We start from the raw sequence: 20,900 nt of genomic DNA, 5'->3' as shown, positions 1-20,900 counted from the left end.
ATGGAAATACTATACCTTAAAAATACTTTCTTTTTGCTTTTTTTGAATTCCAAACAGCATAACCATTCCATAATACCAAAAGATGTCCATTATCCTGAAGACTAAGTACAGCTCCCGGATACCCGGCAGTTTCTGTGCTCCATATTATATTTTGAGTAAGTTCGCCTCTTTTTTGCCCTTTTATTACAAAATTCCCATTTGGCAGCAAAAAATACGACATATTGGTGTAGAAGTTTGGGTTAACGGTAAATATCTGCCAATGAATTCTATTGCTGATTATATCTGTGACAAATAAAGTGCCAATAGGCGAAAACGTGAGTGAATACCTCCCGTTTGGAGATCTTATTTCTTTAAGAGCGGTATAAGTTATTTGACCAGCTCCAATGGCTGATTTAAAAGGATACCATTTATGTATAGAAAGCTTATCAATATCAGATAAAACACTTTGTCTTGCTACAGTAACACCGTCTAATGTTAAAGCAGCAGGTACATAATAATGCATAATTGACAAAGGATCATATTCACTATAATCATTTACAATAGGTTTATTAATTATATCTTTGTCAACTTTTTCTTTTGATAAGCCCATCAAATCATAATAGTAAGCATATACTTTTGATAAATTCCACTTAATAGGAGACTTTGGATTTGTCATTTCATGTTTTAGACCTAATGCATGTCCAAATTCATGTAGTATCGTTCTTCTGGAACTTTCGCTGTCATCAATTGGCCCTAATCGCATTGATGGGGTGTCCTGGTAATCCTTATAAATAGATCGTGGAAGCAAAAGCTGTGCTCCTAAATCAGACCACGCACCACCACCTCGGTCATCATTATTAAAGACAATCCTGAGATGAGTATCTTCTTCTTTTGAAACAAAATCAAATTTAAGATTTGCATATTTTGTCCACTCACTAGCATATTTTTTTACTATTTCGTGCTCTGTTGAAGTGCCATCCAAAAATTTGATTTTAATAGTATCGCCTATTTTCCAGCGAGGGTAATTAATAATTACTGTTCCAGGTTTAGGTGCACCATTTATTTGGTCATTAATTAAATCAAAAGTACAAACAAGTCCCTCATCAGCATTTGATTCAATGGTTTGTTCAGTCTTGTCAGAAGTACAGGAATACGATAAACAGGTTAGGCTTATCAGTAAAAAAAAGAATTTTTTCATAAAGATTTTGATTTAACCGGAATACAATTTTAATGAAAAAAGAATGCTGAATGTTGTGTTGATTTGAATTATGTCTTATAGTGTTATAAAAATGTCTTTTTGTGGATTTTAAGGATTTTAGAAATCAATCATTTTTGTATAAAACTTTGTTATCAAAATCATTATGAAAAAAATAGGTTTCTTTTTATTAAGCTGCTTAACTGTTTTAGTTTCCTGCAATAACGATGATGAAAAGAGTTTTGAAAACAAATTGGTCTTACCTAAATCAATAATTTACAAATCCGTGAATGGATCATACGAAACTGTAACAAACCTGTTTTTTGACGGCAATAAGATTTTAGAAATTAACAGCATAAATAAGAGAAATGAATATTTGTATGAGGGAGATAAAATTGTAAAAGAGATAAAATACAGTTCTGAATCAGGAGGAGAGGTGAAAATTTCGGAAACATCATTTACTTATGAAAATGATAAATTGATTGTCGCAGATAAAATTTTAAAAGACAGCCGATTTAAATACCTATACATTCATAATGAAAATGGGACAATTACACGAGAAGAGTATTCAATAGATAATAATACGGGTAAAGAATTGAAAACCAAGACATATGAAATTTTAACTTTTACTGAAGGAAATTTAACAAAAACAGAATCACATTATGAGTATGACGCTATTACTTTTACTAAAACTCTTTTATACACTTACGACACAAGTAATAGTGCATTTAAAAACGTCTTAGGAGTAAAATACTTATTGGATGAAGGGAGCTTTGATGGAATAGGAATTTTTTCTCCCGTAAACAATTTAAGCGGAGTGAGTCATTATACAACGTATCAATTTGATTATATCAACTATGATTATGCTAATGGTATTAAATATGAATATAATAGAGAAGGTTATCCAACTAAAAAAATATCATTTACGGGGGATGGTACAGGCGAAATAACTGAATATAAATACTAATTTAGGCAAAATTTAAAATCTTGAAAAACCAAATACTTTTTGTATTTGGTTTTTTTATTGATGAAAATTGGTGAAATTCGTGTTTAAATTTACAAACCATGCAGTTCAGAACCCAGATCCCAATTTCAAAAAGTAACAATCCCGTCGGTTATAATTCGAAAGTGCTTTCTATTGGTTCCTGTTTTGCAGAAAATATGTCATTAAAATTTGACTACTTTAAATTCCAAAACGAGACCAATCCGTTTGGAATTATTTTTAATCCCGTTTCTATTGAAAAATTATTTAGAAGAGTCTGCGAACAGGATTTCTTTGGCGAAAAAGACGTTTTTTTTTATAACGAACGCTGGCATTCTTTCGAGGTACATTCTGATTTGAGTAATGCTGACAGACAACAGTTACTGGAAACACTCAACAAAGCTATAACAGAAACTTTTAAACAGTTAAAGGAAGCGACGCATATTATCATCACTCTGGGAACTGCGTGGGTATACAGAAATATAGAAAGTGATCAAATTGCCGCCAATTGTCATAAAGTACCTCAAAAACAATTCTCAAAAGAATTACTTTCAATAGAGGTAATCCAGAAAAGTATTCAAAATACAATTGAATTAATTCAGGGATTAAATCCAGATATAAATTTCATTTTTACTGTTTCACCCGTACGTCATATAAAAGATGGTTTTGTAGAAAACCAGTTAAGCAAATCACACTTATTTACTGCACTTCACGATGTTTTAAAAACTCATAATTCACAACTTATAACGCATAACTATTTTCCGTCCTACGAAATCATGATGGACGAACTTCGCGATTATCGTTTTTACAACGAAGATATGCTTCATCCCAACCAAATTGCGATTGATTATATCTGGAAACTTTTTAGTGAAAATTACATTTCAGAAAACAGTTTTCCGGTAATGAAAGAAGTAGACGAAATCCAAAAGAGCCTCCGCCACCGAAGCTTCAATCCCGAATCTGAACAGCACCAAAAATTCTTAGCCAAACTTCAGCAAAAAATAAAAACTTTAGGAGAAAAACAGCCGCATATAAAATTTTAGAAAGAAAAAAGTTCTGTTTCTTTGAACTTCTGCACCTTGTCTCTTGCGATTAGAAAGTAAGAAAATTAAGTGTTTCATCGTAAAATTTTAGAATAATTGCTCATAATTATGTAAATTGTTAAAGGTTTAAATTTTACAATTTTGTAAGATGTGTAATTCTGCTTTTTTCAGAAGCAGTTAATCTATTGATTTTATTGGCGTATGAATAAGAAACCCGTTTATTTTCTTAAAAAAACACTTCGCATACTACTTTGGTGTGCGGTTTCTGTTGTGGCACTCTTATTACTTGTTATTATTTTAATTCAGGTTCCGTCGGTTCAGAATTTTGTTAAGGATAAAGCGGTTACATATCTTCATAAAAAGATAAAAACAAAAATTTCACTCGATAAAATCCTTATTAAATTCCCTAAAGATGTAGTTCTGGAAGGTTTCTATTTCGAAGATCAAAAAAAAGATACACTGCTGGCAGGTAAACGTTTAGAGGTTGATGTTGATCTTTTTAAACTCGTTAGCAGCGAACTCGAAATCAATTCAGTTTCACTTGAAAATGTAAAAGCGAATATTTCCAGAAACAAAGACGGTGTTTTCAATTTCGATTATATCATAAAAGCATTCGAATCTAAAGAACCAAAAGTAGAAGATCCAGACAGCAAACCCTTTAAAATATCGGTTGTAAAAGTAAATCTGGATCAGGTAAAATTCAATTTTAAAGACGATTATTCTAAAAATGATATTCGGGTAAACCTGGCGCATTTCGATACCAAATTCAGGGAATTCGACCTGGATAATATGAAATTTAATATCCCGAATATTAATCTTGACGGGTTAAAGCTTGTTTTAGATCAGGATGTTGTCGAAAAAATAGCTGAAGTTTCGGTTGAAACGGTTGATACAATTTCAAAAAGAAAAGATTTCAATTTAGAACTCGGAAAAATAAGCCTTTCTAAAATTGATATTCTTTACGATAACAAAGATTCTAAACTTAATTCAGGAATTCGTTTAGGAAATTTAAATTTAATAGTAAATGAGGTTGATCTTAATAAACAGTTTTTAGATTTTGATACTTTTGAAGTTAAAAATCTTAAGGGAAATTTACGTCTGGGGGCAAAAGATAAGCAGATTCAAGCACCAGATTTAGATTCGACTGCCATAAAACAAGCCGGCTGGAAAGTAAAACTAAACGATGCCAATCTGGAAAATATCGCTTTCAAATTTGATGATATGCAGTCAAAACCAGTTACAAAAGGTATTGATTACATGCATCTGGATCTGAATAAATTCAACTTTAAAGCAGAAAAATTATATTACGGAAATGACACCATTTCGGGAAATATAAAAACTTTGACAGTAAACGAAAAAAGCGGTTTACAGATTCAGGCATTAAAAACCGATTTCTTTTACGGACCTCAAAATGCATCTTTAGATAATTTGTATTTAAAAACACCGCAGACATTAGTTCAGGACAAAGTAAAAGCACAATATAAATCGCTTGCATCACTTCAAAAAGATTTAGGAAATCTTGCTGTTGACGCGAATTTAAAACAGTCTAAAATTGGTTTCAAAGACATTTTGTTATTCGTTCCGGATTTACAAAAAACAAATCCGTTTAAAAGCAATCCAAATGCGATTTTATATGTAGACAGCCGTGTAAGCGGGAAAGTGAAAGATTTGACTATTTCGAAATTCGAAATGAGCGGTATTGGCGCAACAAAAGTTTCCCTTTCAGGGAAAATTGCCGGACTTCCTGATGCTCAAAAAGCCTATTACGATCTGAATATCAAGAGGATTTCGAGTACTTCAAAAGATATTAATATGGTTGTACCGGCCGGAACAATTCCTAAAAATATTCAATTGCCTTCGCAGTTAAATCTTCAGGGAAAATTTAAAGGTTCGGTTCAGAATTTTAAAACCAATCTGGCTTTAAACAGCAGTTTCGGAAATGCTAAAGTCGATGCTTTATTCGATCAGCGTATCAAGAAAAAAGAAAAATACGATGCTGAAGTTTCGCTGCAGGAATTCGATTTGGGCAGATTAATTAAAAACGATTCAATTGGAAAAATTACGCTTAAAGCGAAAGTTAAAGGAAATGGTTTAGACCCCAAAACAGCCAATGCAGTAATTGACGGTTTGGTTCAGAAAGCTGTTTTTAACCGATATGAGTATAAAAATTTAGCATTAAAAGGAAATATCGAAAACGGATCTTTTGCTGTAAAGTCAGGAATGAAAGATCCTAATTTGAATTTCGATTTAACGGCCAGCGGTGATACAAAAGAAAAATATCCAACTGTCAAATTAAAACTAAATCTGGATATTGCCGATTTAGAAAAACTAAACTTACACGCAGGGCCAATGAAACTGCGCGGCAATGTCGATGCCGATATTACCAATAGTAATCCTGATTTTCTAAACGGAAAAGTATTCCTGTCGAATGTTCAGATTTTACAGGATGCGGAGCCAATCGTTTTAGATTCGGTTCGTGTAATTGCGTTTTCAGATAATACCCGAAATAATATAAAAATCTCGTCTCAGTTTCTAAAAGCCGAAGTTGACGGGAAATACAAATTAACAACACTTGCCGATGCAGTAAAAAAATCATTATCGAAATATATTGATTTAAAAACTCCAAAAGTAAACGCAGAATCAGATGAACAAAGACTGGCATTTACTTTAACGGTTGATAATGACCCGATTCTTTTTAAACTGATTCCGAAATTAACTGGTCTGGAGCCAATTAAAATTACCGGAAAGTATAATAATGCAACAGATTCATTGGAAGTTAGAGGAACAATTCCAAGAATTACGTATGGCGACAACACAATTTCTGACGGAAGAATAAATATTGAAGCCAAAGAAAATGCTTTAGAATACTCGGTTTCTATCGCTACAATCGAAAGCGGCTCGTTAAAAATTCCGTTTACAACTTTAAAAGGCGATGTGCAGAATAATACTTTGACATATGCTCTTGAAGTTCAGGATGCCAAACAAAAACAACAATATTACATAGCCGGAGAATTTAAAACTGAAGATTCTAAAAACATTGTAAAACTCGATGCCGAAAACTTTGTTTTAAATTATGATAAATGGAATATTGATCCTGAAAATACCATTGAATTTGGTGAAAAAAGATTGTATGTAAATAAATTCAATCTTAATAATAACGGAAATGAATTAAAAGTTCAGTCTCAGGGAACGCAGGACAACGCACCTTTGCAGGTCGATTTTGTAAACTTCAAAATTGAGACTATTATGAATATGGTCAAAAAAGATGAAGTTTTGATGCAGGGTTTAATTAACGGAAATGCAGTAGTCGAAAACGTAATGAGCAGTCCGACTTTTACATCAGACCTAAAAATTGATGATTTTGCCTTTAAAGGAGAAAAAGTCGGCGATTTAGAAGTTAAAGTGGATAACAAAACTGCCAATACTCTTGCTGCCAATGTGACGTTAAGCGACGAAGGAAATGATCTTAAATTGACGGGAGATTATCAGCTCGATGCCGGAAATTTTGATTTTGATATCGACATCAATAAACTGAACATAAAAAGTATTCAGGGTTTTACAATGGGTAATATTACCGAAGGAACAGGATACTTATCAGGCAATTTTAAAGTAACCGGAAATACTGCAGCACCGCAGATTAATGGAGAATTAAATTTTAACGATACTGGTTTTAGAGTCACACAGCTGAATTCGTATTTTAAAACTAAAAACGAAAAAATTACTTTCAGTAATGAGACGATTACATTTGATAAGTTCTCTCTTTTTGATGAAAATGATAATGAACTATATGTAAACGGAAATATAAAATCGCCTGATTTTAGGAAATATAGTTTTGATTTACAAGTTGAAGCTAACGATTTCAGAGCCATAAATTCAAAAGCAAAAGACAATGATTTATTCTATGGCGATTTGTTTTTGGATACGAAACTAAATATTAAAGGAAATCTGGAAAGCCCGGTTGTCGACGGAACAGTTAAAATCAATAAAGAAACCAAATTTACAGTCGTGCTGCCGCAGTCAGATCCTTCAATCGCTGACCGCGAGGGAATTGTTGAGTTTGTGAATGAAGACAATATGTACCTGAAACAAACAGTTGAACTGGAAAATAAGCTGAATCAGTCTGAGCTTAAAGGAATGAACGTGAATGTTGCTATTTCGATTGATAAAGAAGCTGAATTAACCTTACTGATTGACAAAGCAAACGGTGATTACCTAAATTTAAAAGGAGAAGCTGAATTGGTGGGCGGAATCGATCAATCCGGAAAAACAACTTTGACCGGGAAATATGAATTTTCGGATGGTGCCTATCAAATGAATTTCAATGGAATAAAAAGAAAATTTAATATTCAGAAAGGAAGTTTCATTACCTGGAACGGCGAACCTACAATGGCTACTGTAAATATAACTGCAATTTATAAAGTTAATACAGCACCAATTGATTTATTAGGAAACCAGCTGAAAAGCGAAAGTACAACGATACAAAATACATACAAACAGAAACTGCCATTCAATACTTTATTAAAAATGAATGGAGAATTAATGAAACCGGAAATCTCTTTTGGAATTGAACTTCCGGAAGGCAATTACAATGTAGCGTCTGATGTGGTTGAACTTACGCAAAGCCGATTAAAACAATTAGAACAAGATCCGGCGGAATTAAACAAACAGGTTTTTGCCCTTTTATTACTAAATCGATTTGTAGGCGAAAATCCTTTTCAAAGCGAAAGCGGCGGTGTAAATGCCGAATCTTTTGCAAGACAGAGTGTGAGTAAGATTCTTTCGCAGCAATTAAACAATCTGGCAGGTGAATTAATAACCGGATTTGAAGTTAATTTTGATCTTGAGTCTACAGAAGATTACACAACAGGCACCATGCAAAACCGTACGGATCTTAATGTTGAGGTTTCGAAAAAACTCCTCGATGACAGATTAAAAGTAACTGTGGGAAGCAGCTTTGGGGTAGAAGGCCAGGAACGCGCCAATGAAGAAAGCACCAATATTGCCGGAGATGTTGCGCTGGATTATCAATTAACAAAAGACGGTCGTTATATGGTTCGTGCTTATAGAAAAAACCAGTATCAAGTGGCAGTTGAAGGCCAGGTTATTGAAACCGGAGTTGCTTTTATTATCACGATGAGTTACAATAAATTCAGAGAGCTTTTTCATCGTACAGAACAGGAAAGAGAATTGATAAGAGAAGAGAAACTCCGTAAAGAGAAAGAAAAACAAAAAAAGAGAGAAGAGAAAGAAAAGGAAAAATTGCAGGAAGAGCAGCAGGAAAATCAAATTCAGGGAAATGAACAAAAAACATAATCATATAAAAAAGCATTTTGTAAAGTATATGGCACTGTTTTCCTTATTTTTTGCTTTAGGATGCAGTAATACAAAATACCTGCCGGAAGGCGATTTGCTTTACACAGGAGGTTCTGTAGAAGTGAAAGATTCTTTGATGAAAAGAAAAGAAAGAAAAGCGCTTGAAACAGAACTTGAAGGATTGCTTCGTCCGAAACCCAACAAACAAATTCTGGGATTACGTCCCAAATTATGGATTTATAATCTTGCCGGAGAACCAACAAAAGAAAAAGGAACACGATATTGGCTTCGCAATAAAGTGGGCGAACCGCCGGTGCTTTTCAGTCAGGTTGATTTAGATTATAACTCATCTGTTTTAAGAAATTATACAGAAAACAGAGGATTTTTTAAAACCCGTGTCAGCGCTGACTCTACTGCTAAAAATAAAAGAGTGACAGCAGAATATACAGTTACACCTAAAAAACAATATAAAATTAAAAGCGTAATTTTTCCGGATGATTCATTGGCGATGTCAAGAATTATAGGAAGATCAAGCCGAAGAAGTTTATTAAAAGTCGGAAATCCATATGATCTGGATGTCATAAAAGCCGAAAGAGAACGAATCGATGCCCGATTAAAAGAAAAAGGATATTACTATTTTAATCCCGATTATATTCTGGCAAAAGTGGACAGCAGTAAAGGCGATCACGAAGTCAATATTCGATTGGTAATAAAAGATGATACACCTGTAAAAGCACTTACAGCTTATAAAATTGATAAAATCTTTGTGTATCCTAATTACTCGCTGACCAACGACAGCATGGTGTACAGAAAAAGAAACGTTCAGCAGTATAAGGATTTTACGATTATAGATACTACAGAGACTTTTAAACCAAGAGTTTATGATCGTACGATTTATTTTAAAAAAGGAGATTTGTACAATAGAAAAGATCATAATCTAACCTTAAACCGTTTTGTAAATCTGGGAACTTTTAGTTTTGTAAAGAACGAATTTAAACCGTCAGACAGTATTAAAAATGCCTTAGATTCCTATTACTACTTAACACTTTTACCGAAGAAATTCATACGCGTTGAGGTTTTAGGAAAAACCAATTCAGCAAGTTATACCGGAACAGAAGTAAATGTAAACTGGAATAATCGTAATTTTTTCAGAGGTGCAGAATTGTTTTCTTTCTCCATTTTTGGAGGTGCAGATTTTCAGCTTGGAGGTGTAAATAAAGGTAAAAACATCTATAAACTCGGAGCAGAAACCAGTTTGACATGGCCAAGATTTATAACGCCTTTTAACATTGAAGGAAACAGTGAGTATGTGCCCAGAACTAAAGTAACACTTCGATACGAATATCAAAAAAGAACTCAGTTGTATGCCTTGAATTCATTTAATACCTCTTTTGGATATTTATGGAAAGAGAACATCCGTAAAGAACATCAATTAAATGTGATGGATATTACGTATGTGAGTCCAAATCATGTTACGCCGGAATATATGGCCGATATTGCTCAGGATGCTGCGTTAGGTAAAGTAATTGAAAAACAATTGATTTTTGGTCCAACCTACAATTATACATATACCAATACAATGCAGAAACGCCGAAAAAATACCATATATTTTAATGGCGAATTGGATTTGGCGGGTAATTTAACCGGTTTAGTGACTGGGGCAAATATCAAAAAAAATGATACTATTAAAATATTTGACGTTCCGTTCAGTCAGTATGTCAAAATCAGATCAGATTTTAGGCATTATTTTAAATTAGGTAAAGAAAGCGAACTAGCCAGCCGATTAATCGTAGGTGCAGGATTTGCGTACGGAAACTCGAATACACTGCCAACATCAAAACAATTTGTAGCAGGAGGAACCAATAGTATACGTGCTTTTAGAGCAAGGACTTTAGGTCCCGGAAGTTACGTTGTTCCTGATAATTTAACCAATAATTATACGCCTGACCAGTCTGGAGATATAAAACTGGAGTTTAATACTGAATACAGAGCAAAACTTTTCAGTATTGTAAGAGGTGCGGTATTTTTTGATGCTGGAAATATTTGGCTTTTAAATGCCGATCCAAACAAACCCGGAGCCGAAATTTCAAAAGACTTCATGAAAGAACTTGCCGTTGGAGCAGGAGTAGGACTTCGTTTCGATTTGTCGTTCCTGATTTTAAGAACAGATTTAGCAATCCCGCTTCGAAATCCCGCGTTACCAGACGGACAAAGATGGGTAATTGACGATATTAATTTTGGAAGTGGTTCCTGGCGAAAAGACAACTTAATACTGAATATCGCAATTGGATATCCTTTTTAGGTTTTTTGCTGGAGTCGATTTGCCACGAATTCACGAATTATCTCCTATTTAATTTGTGAAATAGGAACATATTTATTCCTAAGATGTTAGCGAAAATTCGTGAATTCGTGGCGAAAAAAAGATAAAAAAGAACTAAATTGGTCATAAATATTTTATTCGAATGCAAAACTTGATCAAAAGAATTATAGGAGTTGGAGTTATTGTTTTACTCATTGTTCTCGCTTTTAAATACTGTGAATTCAAAAAAGACGATGATTCTTCAATTGACTATAATACTAATTTAATTCAGCAGCAAATACTAAATGTTGGAAAACTCGTTGTTACCGAAGGGCATTTCTCAGAAGTAATCACTTATAAAAATCAACAGAAGTATTTGATGGACATGATTTCTTTTGAGAAAAAAGCGCTTATTGTGGTCAATGCCGATGTTACTGTGGCTTACGATCTGCATCAGATGAAGTATGACATTGACGAAAAAAATAAAACAATCACGATTTTAAATATTCCAAAAGAAGAGATTAAAATCAATCCCGATATTCAGTTTTACGATGTTGAACAGAGTAAATTAAACCCTTTTACGGGTGATGATTATAATAAAATCAACAAATCAGTAAAAGCGAATCTGGCAAAAAAAATCGAAAAATCTACACTAAAAACCAACGCCCAGAACAGACTGATAAGCGAATTGTCTAAGATTTTAATCATGACCAATTCTATGGGATGGAAATTACAATACAATGGTAAAGTAATCGAATCAGAAACTGAACTGAATCAGGATTTGAAGCTTTAGATTTTGTTAAAGGTTCAAAGTGACAGAGTTGCAAAGGTTCAGAGTTTTTTTTATTTTAATAAAGAAAAAGGCTTTAGCCAAAACTACTGTTTGGCTAAAGCCTTTTTGAGTATAAATTATTTTTCCTCAAGCTAAAGCAGGACGCAATTTAAAACTTTGCAACTCTGCTCCAGATAGTTATCTGGATTGTGCAGAGAGAAAAAATCTGTGCAATCAGCTTAAATAAACAAAAATCTGCGTGAAATAAATAAAAGAATAACTTCGTGTCTTAGTGCTTTTGTGGCAAAGAACTATCAAAAATCAAATCCAATCCGCCGGAAATTAAATGTGCAATTTCAGGACGTCTTTCTTTCAATTGATCCAGATAAACTAAAACTTCCTGTAAAAGCTGTTTTTCATCAGAATCCTTTAAAAGTTCTGCAATTTCAACAGTCAACAGCCAATCGTTGGAATGATCTTTTTTTAGTTTCTCAAAAACAGATTTTAGTTCCGTTTTAGAATCTTTATTATTTCTGATGTTTCGAACCGTTGCATAAAGAATCTCTAAATCATCACGTTCATCAGAATGCTTGGCTTTTATGGTTTTTGTTTTCGGAACAATATTAATTAAGTCAAAACTGTTTACATCGGCTGGACCTGAAAAAGCAGAAATCACTTTTTTACCAATTGCCATATCATAATTGCCCCATTCCGGTTGGAACAAAATAGTTTCGCCGTGAGTAACGGTACAATTTCTAAAACTGATTAAAATAATTTCACCGTGCAGATTTCGGGATCCGGTAATGATTTCACCTTCTACAATAATATTTCCTTCAAATTCCAGTTTAACCGTTTCGCTTTCTACAATACGATACGCCTGTAAATCCTTCGGACTCATATCTTCAATTGCCAGATTAAAACCTTTTAGTTTTCCAATCGGGCTTCCAAAACCATGAGAATGTGTTAAAGTTCCATGGCCAACCAATTCTTTTTCACGATAAGAAAGAGCAGTTTTTCCAGTTGTCTGAATGTAAACCGGTTTTCCGTCTTCTTCAATAACATTCGTAAAAACTCCTGAAATCTGTAAACCTGTACTTAATTCAATCGTTCCTAATGCATTTGACTGAATCAGTTTTTTGATTCCGGATAAACCTCCGGTTCTTAAAGCCATTTTATTGGCAAATTCTTCAAGAATCAAACTTAAATGAGAAAAAGTAGGCGTTACATACAATTGAGGCTGTAACTGTGTAATATCAAAATTTTGATTCGCAGCCGAAATATCATAAGGGATTTTCTTCACATTATCGGTCATACAGTGAGCACTTTCACCAATTGAAGAAAGTAATCCCGCACCATAAATTTTCGGATTTTCGACGGTTCCAATCAAACCGTATTCAACTGTCCACCAATGCAGATTTCTAATCTGAGCCATTTCAGACAATTCGCCCATATCGTTTTGTAAATCGGCAACCGCTTTTTCAGCTTCGTCAATTTTTTCCTGTGGTGTATCTTCTGCTTCTTTTAAGATAGAAAGCAGCCGAATTGCTTCATACATCTGGTAATCTTTATGAGAAGAAATCGCTTTACAGCCAATTTCACCGAAACGTCTTAAATATTCGGCATATTCAGGATTAGCAATAATAGGAGCGTGGCCGGCACCTTCGTGAATGATGTCCGGTGCCGGAGTATATTCGATATGTTCCAACTGACGGATATCTGAGGCAATAACCAAAACATTATACGCCTGAAATTCCATAAAGGCATTTGGCGGAATAAACCCGTCAACCGCAACAGCAGCCCATCCAATTTCGCTTAAAATTCGGTTCATGCCGTACATACTTGGGATAGAATCAACTTCGATTCCGGTTTTGCGTAAACCTTCCAAATAAGAATGATGGGCAACTTTAGAAAGATAATCTACATTTTTGCGCATAACATATCGCCAAACCGCCTGATTGATAGGAGTGTAATCGCTATAATCCTGAGGTTTAATAAATTGCTGTAAATGCTTAGGCAGTCTGTCTAATAACGGATTGGTTTCAATATTCGGGTTCATTTCGAAAACGTTGTAGATTAGAATGTAAAATTACGAATTTAGGCTGCTATTTTTTATCATTCATCACAATATTTTTATTCGAAAGAATCTTTTATTGCGTTTTTTACTGATTTTAAAGTTTTAAAAAAGAACTTCTTTTTAACAGTCATTATTCTCGAAACTTACTCTTTCCATTTCGGCTTCGTATTCTTGAAGTTCTTTTTTAGTCATGGGGATTTCCTTTAAATCGATTTTTAATTGTTTTTTAGCATCAGTGCTGATCCATAAACCAGAGAAAGTATTTCCTGCTTTTTTTACAATTAAAGCACCACTGAAACCATGTTCAATCATGATAAATTCACTTTCGACTTTTCTGTTCTGTGTAACATCGAGATAAATCCATTTATTTGATTTATAGCGGTACATCGCAATATAGGTTACATCAGGAATACACTGATTTTCTTGTGCTTTGATATAAAAAGTTACAGGAGTTTTTCCGTCAACTGTTCCTTTATATAGATTTGAAACCAGGGGTTTTGATTGGGCGTTTAGATTTAAAAAAGAGAAACAAACGGCAAAAAAAAGAACTGTTTTTTTCATTATAAATTTGATTTGGTTATTGGCTTTTATTTTAATTTTTCAGCTAAACCAAATGTATTTAAATAATAATAGTATTCCAATCTGAAAGAACCTTTTTACTATTTAATAACCATATTTTTTAATTCATTTTCGATATTTCGAAAGTGTTCAATTTTGTGGCTGAACATGTGTGCCATATTTGTTGCACGCATTTTGGCTTCTTCTGTAACCGGGCCTGCAAACTGGGCATCAATTGTAGTATTGAATATCGAAATCCAGCGGTCAAAATGTGTTTTTTCTACTGGTAATTGTTTGTGCGGAGGAAAAGGTGATCCGGAATAAGCACGAACATCAAATAAAATGGTCTGCCAGAATCCGTACATTTTTTGTAAATGCGGTTCCCAGCGGTCTTGTAATTTATCATTAAAAATTGGTCCTATAAGATCATCTTTTCTAACATTAGCATAAAAGCTGTTTACCATTTGTTTGATGTCTTCCAGAGTTGAAATATCTTTTAGTGTCTCCATGTTTTTACCAGATAATTTAAAAATGCAAAAATACAACATAAGTGCTTGTAATATCCATGATATTTGTCATTTAACAAACAGATAATTTAGGAAGACACTAAGAGGTTAAAAATTTAGAATGCTGTTGTTTGGGTAAGAATTGTAAATGATAAAATTAGTCATTATAATGCTTTTATTAAGCACTATACAAATGCTGAAACAGTTACACCGGTTATGATAATAGATTATTGAAGTTATTATCCAATGAGCTGTGTAAACAAATCCTGATTGTCATTTAAGTATTGAAATTCAAATCCGTTTTGCGTCATATTCAGTTTAATGGCCATAATGTCGTTTTTGTTTTTTAGTTCCAAACCTACCACTACAGAACCAACTTCGCGATTGTTCTTTTTATGAAACTGAAAATAGGTAATATCGTCATCAGGTCCCAAAATATTATTTACAAATTCTTTTAAAGCGCCCGGACGCTGCGGAAACTGAATCATAAAGTAATGCATTAAACCTTCATAGAGTAAAGAACGCTCTTTTATTTCGGCAGTTCGTTCGATATCATTATTGCTGCCGCTTACAATACATACCACATTTTTTCCTTTGATTTTATCTTTATAAAAATCAAGGGCAGCGATTGTTAAAGCACCAGCAGGTTCTACAACCATCGCTTCTTCATTGTATAAACGTAAAATTGTAGTGCAGACTTTTCCTTCGGGAACCAGAATAATATCTTCTAAATTATAACGGCAGATTTCAAAAGTCTTGTCACCGACTTGTTTCACAGCGGCGCCGTCGACAAATTTGTCAATTGTTTTCAAGGCTGTATTCTGATTTTCTTCAATCGAAGTTTTCATCGAAGGAGCGCCTTTGGGTTCAACGCCAATAATTTTTGTGTGCGGACTTAAATGCTTAAAAACCTCCGATAATCCGGAAGCCAGTCCGCCGCCGCCAATTGGAACAAAGACATAATCAATAGGTTCTTTAAAACTTTCTAAAATTTCCAAACCAACAGTTCCCTGTCCGGCAATTACTTTTTCGTCATCAAATGGGTGAACAAAAGTTTTATGGTTTTTAATGGCATCTGCCGTTGCAGAAGCGTAAGCATCATCAAAAGTATCTCCTGTTAAAACAATTTCTACAAACGATTTCCCGAATAACTGTACCTGTTTTACTTTTTGTTTTGGCGTTGTTTTCGGCATGTAAATTTTGCCTTTTATTTTAAGAAGATTACACGAATAAGCAACACCCTGCGCGTGGTTTCCGGCACTGGCGCAGACAATTCCGTTTGCTTTTTCTTTTTCATTTAATGAAGAAATCTTATTATAAGCACCCCTGATTTTATACGAACGTACAATTTGTAAATCTTCCCGTTTTAATAATATAGTAGATTCAAATTCGTCAGAAAGATTTAAATTTTGGGTCAGGGGAGTGGCAGCAACTACGCTTTCGAGCTGCCTTTTTGCGTTAAGTACTTCGTTAAATAAATCCATAGTGTTTTAAGTTTTTTTGCCAAAGATTCAATGATCCAAAAAAGATTTTTTCTGTGAGAATCTTTAATCTGTTAAAATAAAAAACCTCCCGAATTGGGAGGTCTTCATAATTATATTTTACATATTTATACAACACCCCGCCATTACTGCTGAATTGCAATAATGCTGCTAATAGCGATAATAATGTTGGTATTGTTTGTCATTTTTGTTGTCTGAATAGCAAATGTATTAATTATTTTTTGAAGTAGTAAACAGCTGTTTTAAGTTTTATAAAAAAAAACAAAAACTGAAAACGGAGACTAAAAACTATTTCTTAACCGGCGGATACTGAGCTAAAATTTTGTTTACAAACTCAGCTACTTTCTGATCTTTTTTATCGACGTTTTTAGTTAAAGTTCCCTGACCTTCGCCCTGCCAGATCATTTCTTTCTTTTTGGCATCGATTAAATCAATAAACAAAGTACCTTCGGTAGAAGTAGATACCATAGTCTGGTTTCCGCCGTACATCATCCACGGATTCCATCCCCATCCCCATCCGTAGCCCCATCCGGCGCTAAACTGGTTTACGTTTACCTGTTCTCTCGATTTGGTAAAAATGTTTACCAGTAAATCAGGATTTTCACTTTTGGTTAAACCTTTTGCCTGCATTTCATTATCTATGGCATGAAGAATTCGTCTTTTATCCAAATCAGAAATCTCGACCTTGTCAATTCCGGGCTTAAAGAAAGCATACGTTTTGTAAGGCGCAAAATCGACGTTTTTGTCGTAGTCAGAATATACAGTAACACTGCTGCAGGAAGAAAGAATCAAAAGCAGCAAAATCGGAACTAATTTGAATGTTTTCATATTATGGAAATTTAATGTTCTCTTTTTATTTTTTCTAAAGCAAACTTTCATTTACAAAATTAGGTAAAGTTACTTTAAGTAAAGGCTCAGCTTCCATTGCTCTTTTTATGGCAAAAACAGCACCTTCGTTTCGGGCCCAGCTTCTTCTTGAAATTCCGTTGTTAACATCCCAGAAAAGCATTGAAGCTAAACGCTTTGAAGCTTCTGTAGAACCATCAAGAACCATACCAAATCCGCCGTTTATAACCTCTCCCCAGCCCACGCCGCCGCCGTTGTGGATGGATACCCAGGTTGCGCCCCTAAAGCTGTCTCCAATCACGTTATGAATCGCCATATCGGCAGTAAAACGAGATCCGTCATAAATATTTGAGGTTTCTCTGTAAGGCGAGTCAGTTCCTGAAACGTCATGATGATCGCGTCCTAAAACCACTGCGCCAATTTCGCCTTTTGCAATGGCTTGATTAAAAGCTTCGGCTATTTTAATTCGTCCTTCGGCATCCGCATACAAAATACGAGCTTGTGAACCTACAACTAATTTGTTTTCCTGAGCGCCTTTAATCCATTTAATGTTATCCTGCATTTGCTGCTGAATTTCATTTGGAGCAGTTTCGGCCATTTTTTCTAAAACTTCACACGCAATCGCATCTGTTTTTAGCAAATCTTCCGGTTTCCCCGAAGTACAAACCCAGCGGAAAGGCCCAAATCCGTAATCGAAACACATTGGTCCCATAATATCCTGAACGTAACTAGGATATTTAAAATCGATATTATTTTCGGCCATTACATCGGCTCCGGCGCGAGAAGCTTCTAATAAAAAGGCATTTCCGTAATCAAAGAAATAAGTTCCTTTTGCAGTATGTTTATTGATGGCATCTGCATGACGGCGTAAACTTTCCTGAACTTTTTCTTTGAACAAATCCGGATTTTCAGCCATCATTTTGTTAGCTTCTTCAAACGAAATTCCAACCGGATAATACCCTCCGGCCCAAGGATTATGAAGCGAAGTCTGGTCTGAACCTAAATCAATTTTGATGTTTTCCTTGTCGAAACGTTCCCAAACATCAACCACGTTTCCTAGATAAGCGATAGAAATGGTTTCTTTTTTGGCTTTCGCCGAAGCTACTCTGGTAACCAACTCATCTGTAGAAGTTACCACTTCGTTAATCCATCCTTGTTCGTGACGGATTTTCGTAATTTTTGGATTTACCTCGGCGCAGACCGTAATACATCCTGCAATATTTCCTGCTTTTGGCTGTGCGCCCGACATTCCGCCCAATCCAGAAGTTACAAATAAACTTCCTTCGGGATTTTGTTTTATTTTTCTAAAACCGTTTAAAACCGTAATCGTAGTTCCGTGTACAATTCCCTGCGGACCAATATACATATAACTTCCTGCCGTCATTTGTCCGTATTGCGAAACTCCAAGAGCATTCATTCTTTCCCAATCGTCAGGTTTAGAATAATTTGGAATGACCATTCCGTTTGTAACCACAACTCTCGGTGCTTCTTTATGTGAAGGAAACAATCCCATTGGGTGTCCTGAATACATCGTTAAAGTCTGCTCATCTGTCATTTCAGACAAATATTGCATCGTTAATAAATATTGCGCCCAGTTTTGAAAAACGGCTCCGTTTCCTCCATACGTAATCAATTCATGCGGATGCTGCGCCACCGCATAATCCAGATTATTCTGAATCATGTGCATAATCGCTTTTGCCTGCAATGATTTCCCAGGATATTCGTCAATTGGCCTTGCGTACATTTTGTAATCCGGACGAAGACGATACATATAAATACGTCCGTAAGTTTCTAATTCTTCTGAAAATTCAGGAAGTAATTCGGCGTGGTGTTTTGGATCGAAATAACGTAAGGCATTTTTCAGCGCCAGCTTTTTTTCTTCTGCCGAAAGAATTTCTTTTCGTTTTGGAGCATGATTAATAGCCGGATCGTAAGCTTGTTTTGGAGGTAATATAGAAGGTATTCCTTGTTGTATTTGTTCTTTGAAAGTCATTTTTTTAATTTTAGATTTCTGATTTTAGATTTTAGATTGAAATTATCTAATTTTCAAATTGTCACATTTTCTAATTAAAAATAACTAGGGATAACGGATATCCGACCTGTGATACGATTTGTAAATCGTAATCTTAAACTTTCTTGAACGAATATCCATTTATAATTTTAGATTTTAGATTGTTGATTTTAGATTGGAATTTGGTATTTTAAAAAATTGGAATTTAAAGATATACCTCTTCGTTAACACAAAATGGCATCTTTTTATCTTCAAAAAGTGCAATTATATTTTGTGCGGCGCAAACTGCCATTCCATTTCTGGCTTCGTAAGTTGCAGAACCAATATGCGGTAAAATACAACAATTAGGAAGGGACAATAACGGATTATCAAATTCCATAGGTTCAGGATTCGTTACATCCAATCCAGCGCCCCAGATTATATCATTTGTTAAAGCATCATATAAATCATCTTCATTATGAAATTTTCCTCTTGCTGTATTAATGAAAATCGAACTGCGTTTCATTTTAGCAAAAGCATTTTTATTGAAAATTTCATTGTTTTCTTCGCTGTAATTAGAATGAATACTTAAAACGTCGCTTTCAGAAAGTAAGGTTTCAAAATCTACATATTTCGCATCCAGTTCTTTTTCGGCAATTGTATTATGAGAACGATTGTGATAAATAATATTCATTCCAAAAGCTGCTTTGCATTTTTTAGCCATTTCAAAACCAATTCTTCCCAAACCGAAAATCCCCAATGTTTTGCTGTAAAGTTCCTGACCTAAATTGGCTAACGGATCAAAACTTCCCCAATCATCATTCAAAATTCTTTTATGATTGAAAAATGATTTTCTCGCAACACTCTGCATCAGTAAAAAAGCTACATCAGAGGTTGCTCTGCTTAAAACATCCGGCGTGTTTCCAACAGGAATTTTTCTGCTGTTTGCTGATGGAATATTCACAGCATCAAATCCTACGGAAAATAAAGCGATTCCTTTTAGATTCGGGCATTGCTGAAAAAAATCTTCGTCTAAATTATTAGAACCAACATTTAAAAGAACATCATTTTGCTGGCATATTTTTATAAATTCTTCTCTTGATAATACATTATCTGCTGGGTTTATTGTAAAGTTAATTCCTTTGTCCTGAAGCAGTTTAATTCCGGCTTCGGGTATATTTTTATTGATAAAAACCTTCATTTGTAGTATTCTAATTTTTATTTATTCTTCCTGTTTTTTTATCATATCCGTACGGACAGTGGCGGCAGCCGCTTTTACAGCAATAGCCGCGTTTTAAATGATGTTTTTCAGTAAAGCATTTGTAACCTTCGGGCGTATAGTAAAAATCTTCGCCTTCGATTAATTTATTTTCATTACTTTGCTCTTTCATAAATCTGCTTCGGGTTCAATTTTAATAAATGTAAAAATCAAAAATATAAATATTGATTGTAGTTTTGTTGAAATTGAACAATTCTATAGCTACAAATTTATAAATTTTACAGCCAATGTTTCTGATTGTTGCTAAATATTTAATTCCGAAAGGATATCGGGGAATGGTTGTTTTTCCTTTTGTTTTGATGAAATACGATCTTGACAGAAATAATGCGGTATTTGTTAATCATGAAAAAATCCATTTGCGGCAGCAGTTAGAAATGTTAGTTCTGCCGTTTTTTATCTGGTATGTTTTTGAATTTTTTATTCGGTTAATTCAATATAAAAACAAAGATTTAGCGTACCGAAATATTAGTTTTGAAAGAGAAGCTTACACTAAAGAAAGGGATTTAAATTATCTGAAAAACCGATCTTTTTTTCAATTTCTGCATTATTTGTAGCTTTAGGC

The 20,900-nt window shown here is 34.2% G+C and carries 15 protein-coding genes; 6 read left to right on the top strand and 9 right to left on the bottom strand.

Annotated elements, in window-relative coordinates; genetic code table 11:
* Positions 1–16 precede the first annotated feature (16 nt).
* Positions 17–1,177 (bottom strand): zinc metalloprotease, encoded by a 1,161-nt coding sequence (locus OZP11_RS09950; RefSeq protein ID WP_281235050.1) that lies wholly within the window; start codon positions 1,175–1,177, stop codon positions 17–19.
* Between the two features lie 163 nt (positions 1,178–1,340).
* Here OZP11_RS09950 and OZP11_RS09945 point away from each other — a divergent pair, with 163 nt between their 5' ends.
* The 5 genes from OZP11_RS09945 (at position 1,341) to OZP11_RS09925 (ending at position 11,604) form a co-directional block, all read left to right on the top strand.
* Positions 1,341–2,141: a hypothetical protein gene (locus tag OZP11_RS09945; RefSeq protein ID WP_281235049.1), complete on the top strand. Its 801-nt coding sequence runs from the start codon at positions 1,341–1,343 to the stop codon at positions 2,139–2,141.
* A 98-nt stretch (positions 2,142–2,239) separates the two neighbouring features.
* Positions 2,240–3,199 (top strand): GSCFA domain-containing protein, encoded by a 960-nt coding sequence (locus OZP11_RS09940; RefSeq protein WP_281235048.1) that lies wholly within the window; start codon positions 2,240–2,242, stop codon positions 3,197–3,199.
* Positions 3,200–3,400: 201 nt separating this feature from the next.
* Positions 3,401–8,512, top strand: a complete 5,112-nt coding sequence (locus OZP11_RS09935; RefSeq protein WP_281235047.1) for a translocation/assembly module TamB domain-containing protein — start codon at positions 3,401–3,403, stop codon at positions 8,510–8,512.
* The gene (tamL, locus tag OZP11_RS09930) at positions 8,496–10,814 is read left to right on the top strand and encodes a translocation and assembly module lipoprotein TamL (protein ID WP_281235046.1); all 2,319 of its coding nucleotides are present in this window, start codon (positions 8,496–8,498) and stop codon (positions 10,812–10,814) included. Before OZP11_RS09935 ends, tamL begins: the two co-directional genes overlap by 17 nt.
* 160 nt (positions 10,815–10,974) lie before the next feature.
* Positions 10,975–11,604 (top strand): DUF4230 domain-containing protein, encoded by a 630-nt coding sequence (locus OZP11_RS09925; protein WP_281235045.1) that lies wholly within the window; start codon positions 10,975–10,977, stop codon positions 11,602–11,604.
* Between the two features lie 268 nt (positions 11,605–11,872).
* On the opposite strand, the gene OZP11_RS09920 is transcribed toward OZP11_RS09925, so the two are convergent.
* From OZP11_RS09920 to OZP11_RS09885, 8 genes are all read right to left on the bottom strand, one after another.
* Positions 11,873–13,639 carry an aromatic amino acid hydroxylase gene (locus OZP11_RS09920; RefSeq protein ID WP_281235044.1) on the bottom strand — a complete coding sequence of 589 codons (1,767 nt, stop codon included), beginning with the start codon at positions 13,637–13,639 and terminating at the stop codon, positions 11,873–11,875.
* A gap of 138 nt (positions 13,640–13,777) precedes the next feature.
* Positions 13,778–14,218: a hypothetical protein gene (locus tag OZP11_RS09915; protein WP_281235043.1), complete on the bottom strand. Its 441-nt coding sequence runs from the start codon at positions 14,216–14,218 to the stop codon at positions 13,778–13,780.
* 98 nt (positions 14,219–14,316) lie between these two features.
* The gene (locus OZP11_RS09910; protein ID WP_281235042.1) at positions 14,317–14,724 is read right to left on the bottom strand and encodes a group III truncated hemoglobin; all 408 of its coding nucleotides are present in this window, start codon (positions 14,722–14,724) and stop codon (positions 14,317–14,319) included.
* Positions 14,725–14,960: 236 nt separating this feature from the next.
* A complete protein-coding gene (gene ilvA, locus OZP11_RS09905) occupies positions 14,961–16,205 on the bottom strand; it encodes a threonine ammonia-lyase IlvA (protein ID WP_281235041.1) in 1,245 nt (414 codons plus the stop codon).
* Positions 16,206–16,511: 306 nt separating this feature from the next.
* Positions 16,512–17,051 (bottom strand): DUF4136 domain-containing protein, encoded by a 540-nt coding sequence (locus tag OZP11_RS09900; protein WP_281235040.1) that lies wholly within the window; start codon positions 17,049–17,051, stop codon positions 16,512–16,514.
* A 34-nt stretch (positions 17,052–17,085) separates the two neighbouring features.
* Positions 17,086–19,062: a urocanate hydratase gene (gene hutU / locus OZP11_RS09895; protein WP_281235039.1), complete on the bottom strand. Its 1,977-nt coding sequence runs from the start codon at positions 19,060–19,062 to the stop codon at positions 17,086–17,088.
* A 223-nt stretch (positions 19,063–19,285) separates the two neighbouring features.
* Entirely contained in the window at positions 19,286–20,260 is a 975-nt protein-coding gene (locus tag OZP11_RS09890) for a 2-hydroxyacid dehydrogenase (RefSeq protein ID WP_281235038.1), read from the bottom strand.
* A 10-nt stretch (positions 20,261–20,270) separates the two neighbouring features.
* Positions 20,271–20,450 carry a C1orf53 family protein gene (locus tag OZP11_RS09885; protein WP_095928730.1) on the bottom strand — a complete coding sequence of 60 codons (180 nt, stop codon included), beginning with the start codon at positions 20,448–20,450 and terminating at the stop codon, positions 20,271–20,273.
* A 115-nt stretch (positions 20,451–20,565) separates the two neighbouring features.
* On the opposite strand from OZP11_RS09885, the gene OZP11_RS09880 reads away from it, so the two are divergent.
* Positions 20,566–20,892 (top strand): hypothetical protein, encoded by a 327-nt coding sequence (locus tag OZP11_RS09880; protein ID WP_281235037.1) that lies wholly within the window; start codon positions 20,566–20,568, stop codon positions 20,890–20,892.
* Positions 20,893–20,900 lie beyond the last annotated feature (8 nt).

Origin of the sequence: Flavobacterium gelatinilyticum (assembly GCF_027111295.1) — a bacterium.
GTDB lineage: Bacteria > Bacteroidota > Bacteroidia > Flavobacteriales > Flavobacteriaceae > Flavobacterium > Flavobacterium gelatinilyticum.
This window is presented reverse-complemented; position numbering and strand designations above follow the sequence as displayed.

What these genes read in the sequence shown, in the direction of transcription:
- OZP11_RS09950 (WP_281235050.1), bottom strand. Translation starts at nt 1,177, where the DNA reads ATGAAAAAATTCTTTTTTTTACTGATAAGCCTAACCTGTTTATCGTAT.
- OZP11_RS09945 (WP_281235049.1), top strand. Translation starts at nt 1,341, where the DNA reads ATGAAAAAAATAGGTTTCTTTTTATTAAGCTGCTTAACTGTTTTAGTT.
- OZP11_RS09940 (WP_281235048.1), top strand. Translation starts at nt 2,240, where the DNA reads ATGCAGTTCAGAACCCAGATCCCAATTTCAAAAAGTAACAATCCCGTC.
- OZP11_RS09935 (WP_281235047.1), top strand. Translation starts at nt 3,401, where the DNA reads ATGAATAAGAAACCCGTTTATTTTCTTAAAAAAACACTTCGCATACTA.
- tamL (WP_281235046.1), top strand. Translation starts at nt 8,496, where the DNA reads ATGAACAAAAAACATAATCATATAAAAAAGCATTTTGTAAAGTATATG.
- OZP11_RS09925 (WP_281235045.1), top strand. Translation starts at nt 10,975, where the DNA reads ATGCAAAACTTGATCAAAAGAATTATAGGAGTTGGAGTTATTGTTTTA.
- OZP11_RS09920 (WP_281235044.1), bottom strand. Translation starts at nt 13,639, where the DNA reads ATGAACCCGAATATTGAAACCAATCCGTTATTAGACAGACTGCCTAAG.
- OZP11_RS09915 (WP_281235043.1), bottom strand. Translation starts at nt 14,218, where the DNA reads ATGAAAAAAACAGTTCTTTTTTTTGCCGTTTGTTTCTCTTTTTTAAAT.
- OZP11_RS09910 (WP_281235042.1), bottom strand. Translation starts at nt 14,724, where the DNA reads ATGGAGACACTAAAAGATATTTCAACTCTGGAAGACATCAAACAAATG.
- ilvA (WP_281235041.1), bottom strand. Translation starts at nt 16,205, where the DNA reads ATGGATTTATTTAACGAAGTACTTAACGCAAAAAGGCAGCTCGAAAGC.
- OZP11_RS09900 (WP_281235040.1), bottom strand. Translation starts at nt 17,051, where the DNA reads ATGAAAACATTCAAATTAGTTCCGATTTTGCTGCTTTTGATTCTTTCT.
- hutU (WP_281235039.1), bottom strand. Translation starts at nt 19,062, where the DNA reads ATGACTTTCAAAGAACAAATACAACAAGGAATACCTTCTATATTACCT.
- OZP11_RS09890 (WP_281235038.1), bottom strand. Translation starts at nt 20,260, where the DNA reads ATGAAGGTTTTTATCAATAAAAATATACCCGAAGCCGGAATTAAACTG.
- OZP11_RS09885 (WP_095928730.1), bottom strand. Translation starts at nt 20,450, where the DNA reads ATGAAAGAGCAAAGTAATGAAAATAAATTAATCGAAGGCGAAGATTTT.
- OZP11_RS09880 (WP_281235037.1), top strand. Translation starts at nt 20,566, where the DNA reads ATGTTTCTGATTGTTGCTAAATATTTAATTCCGAAAGGATATCGGGGA.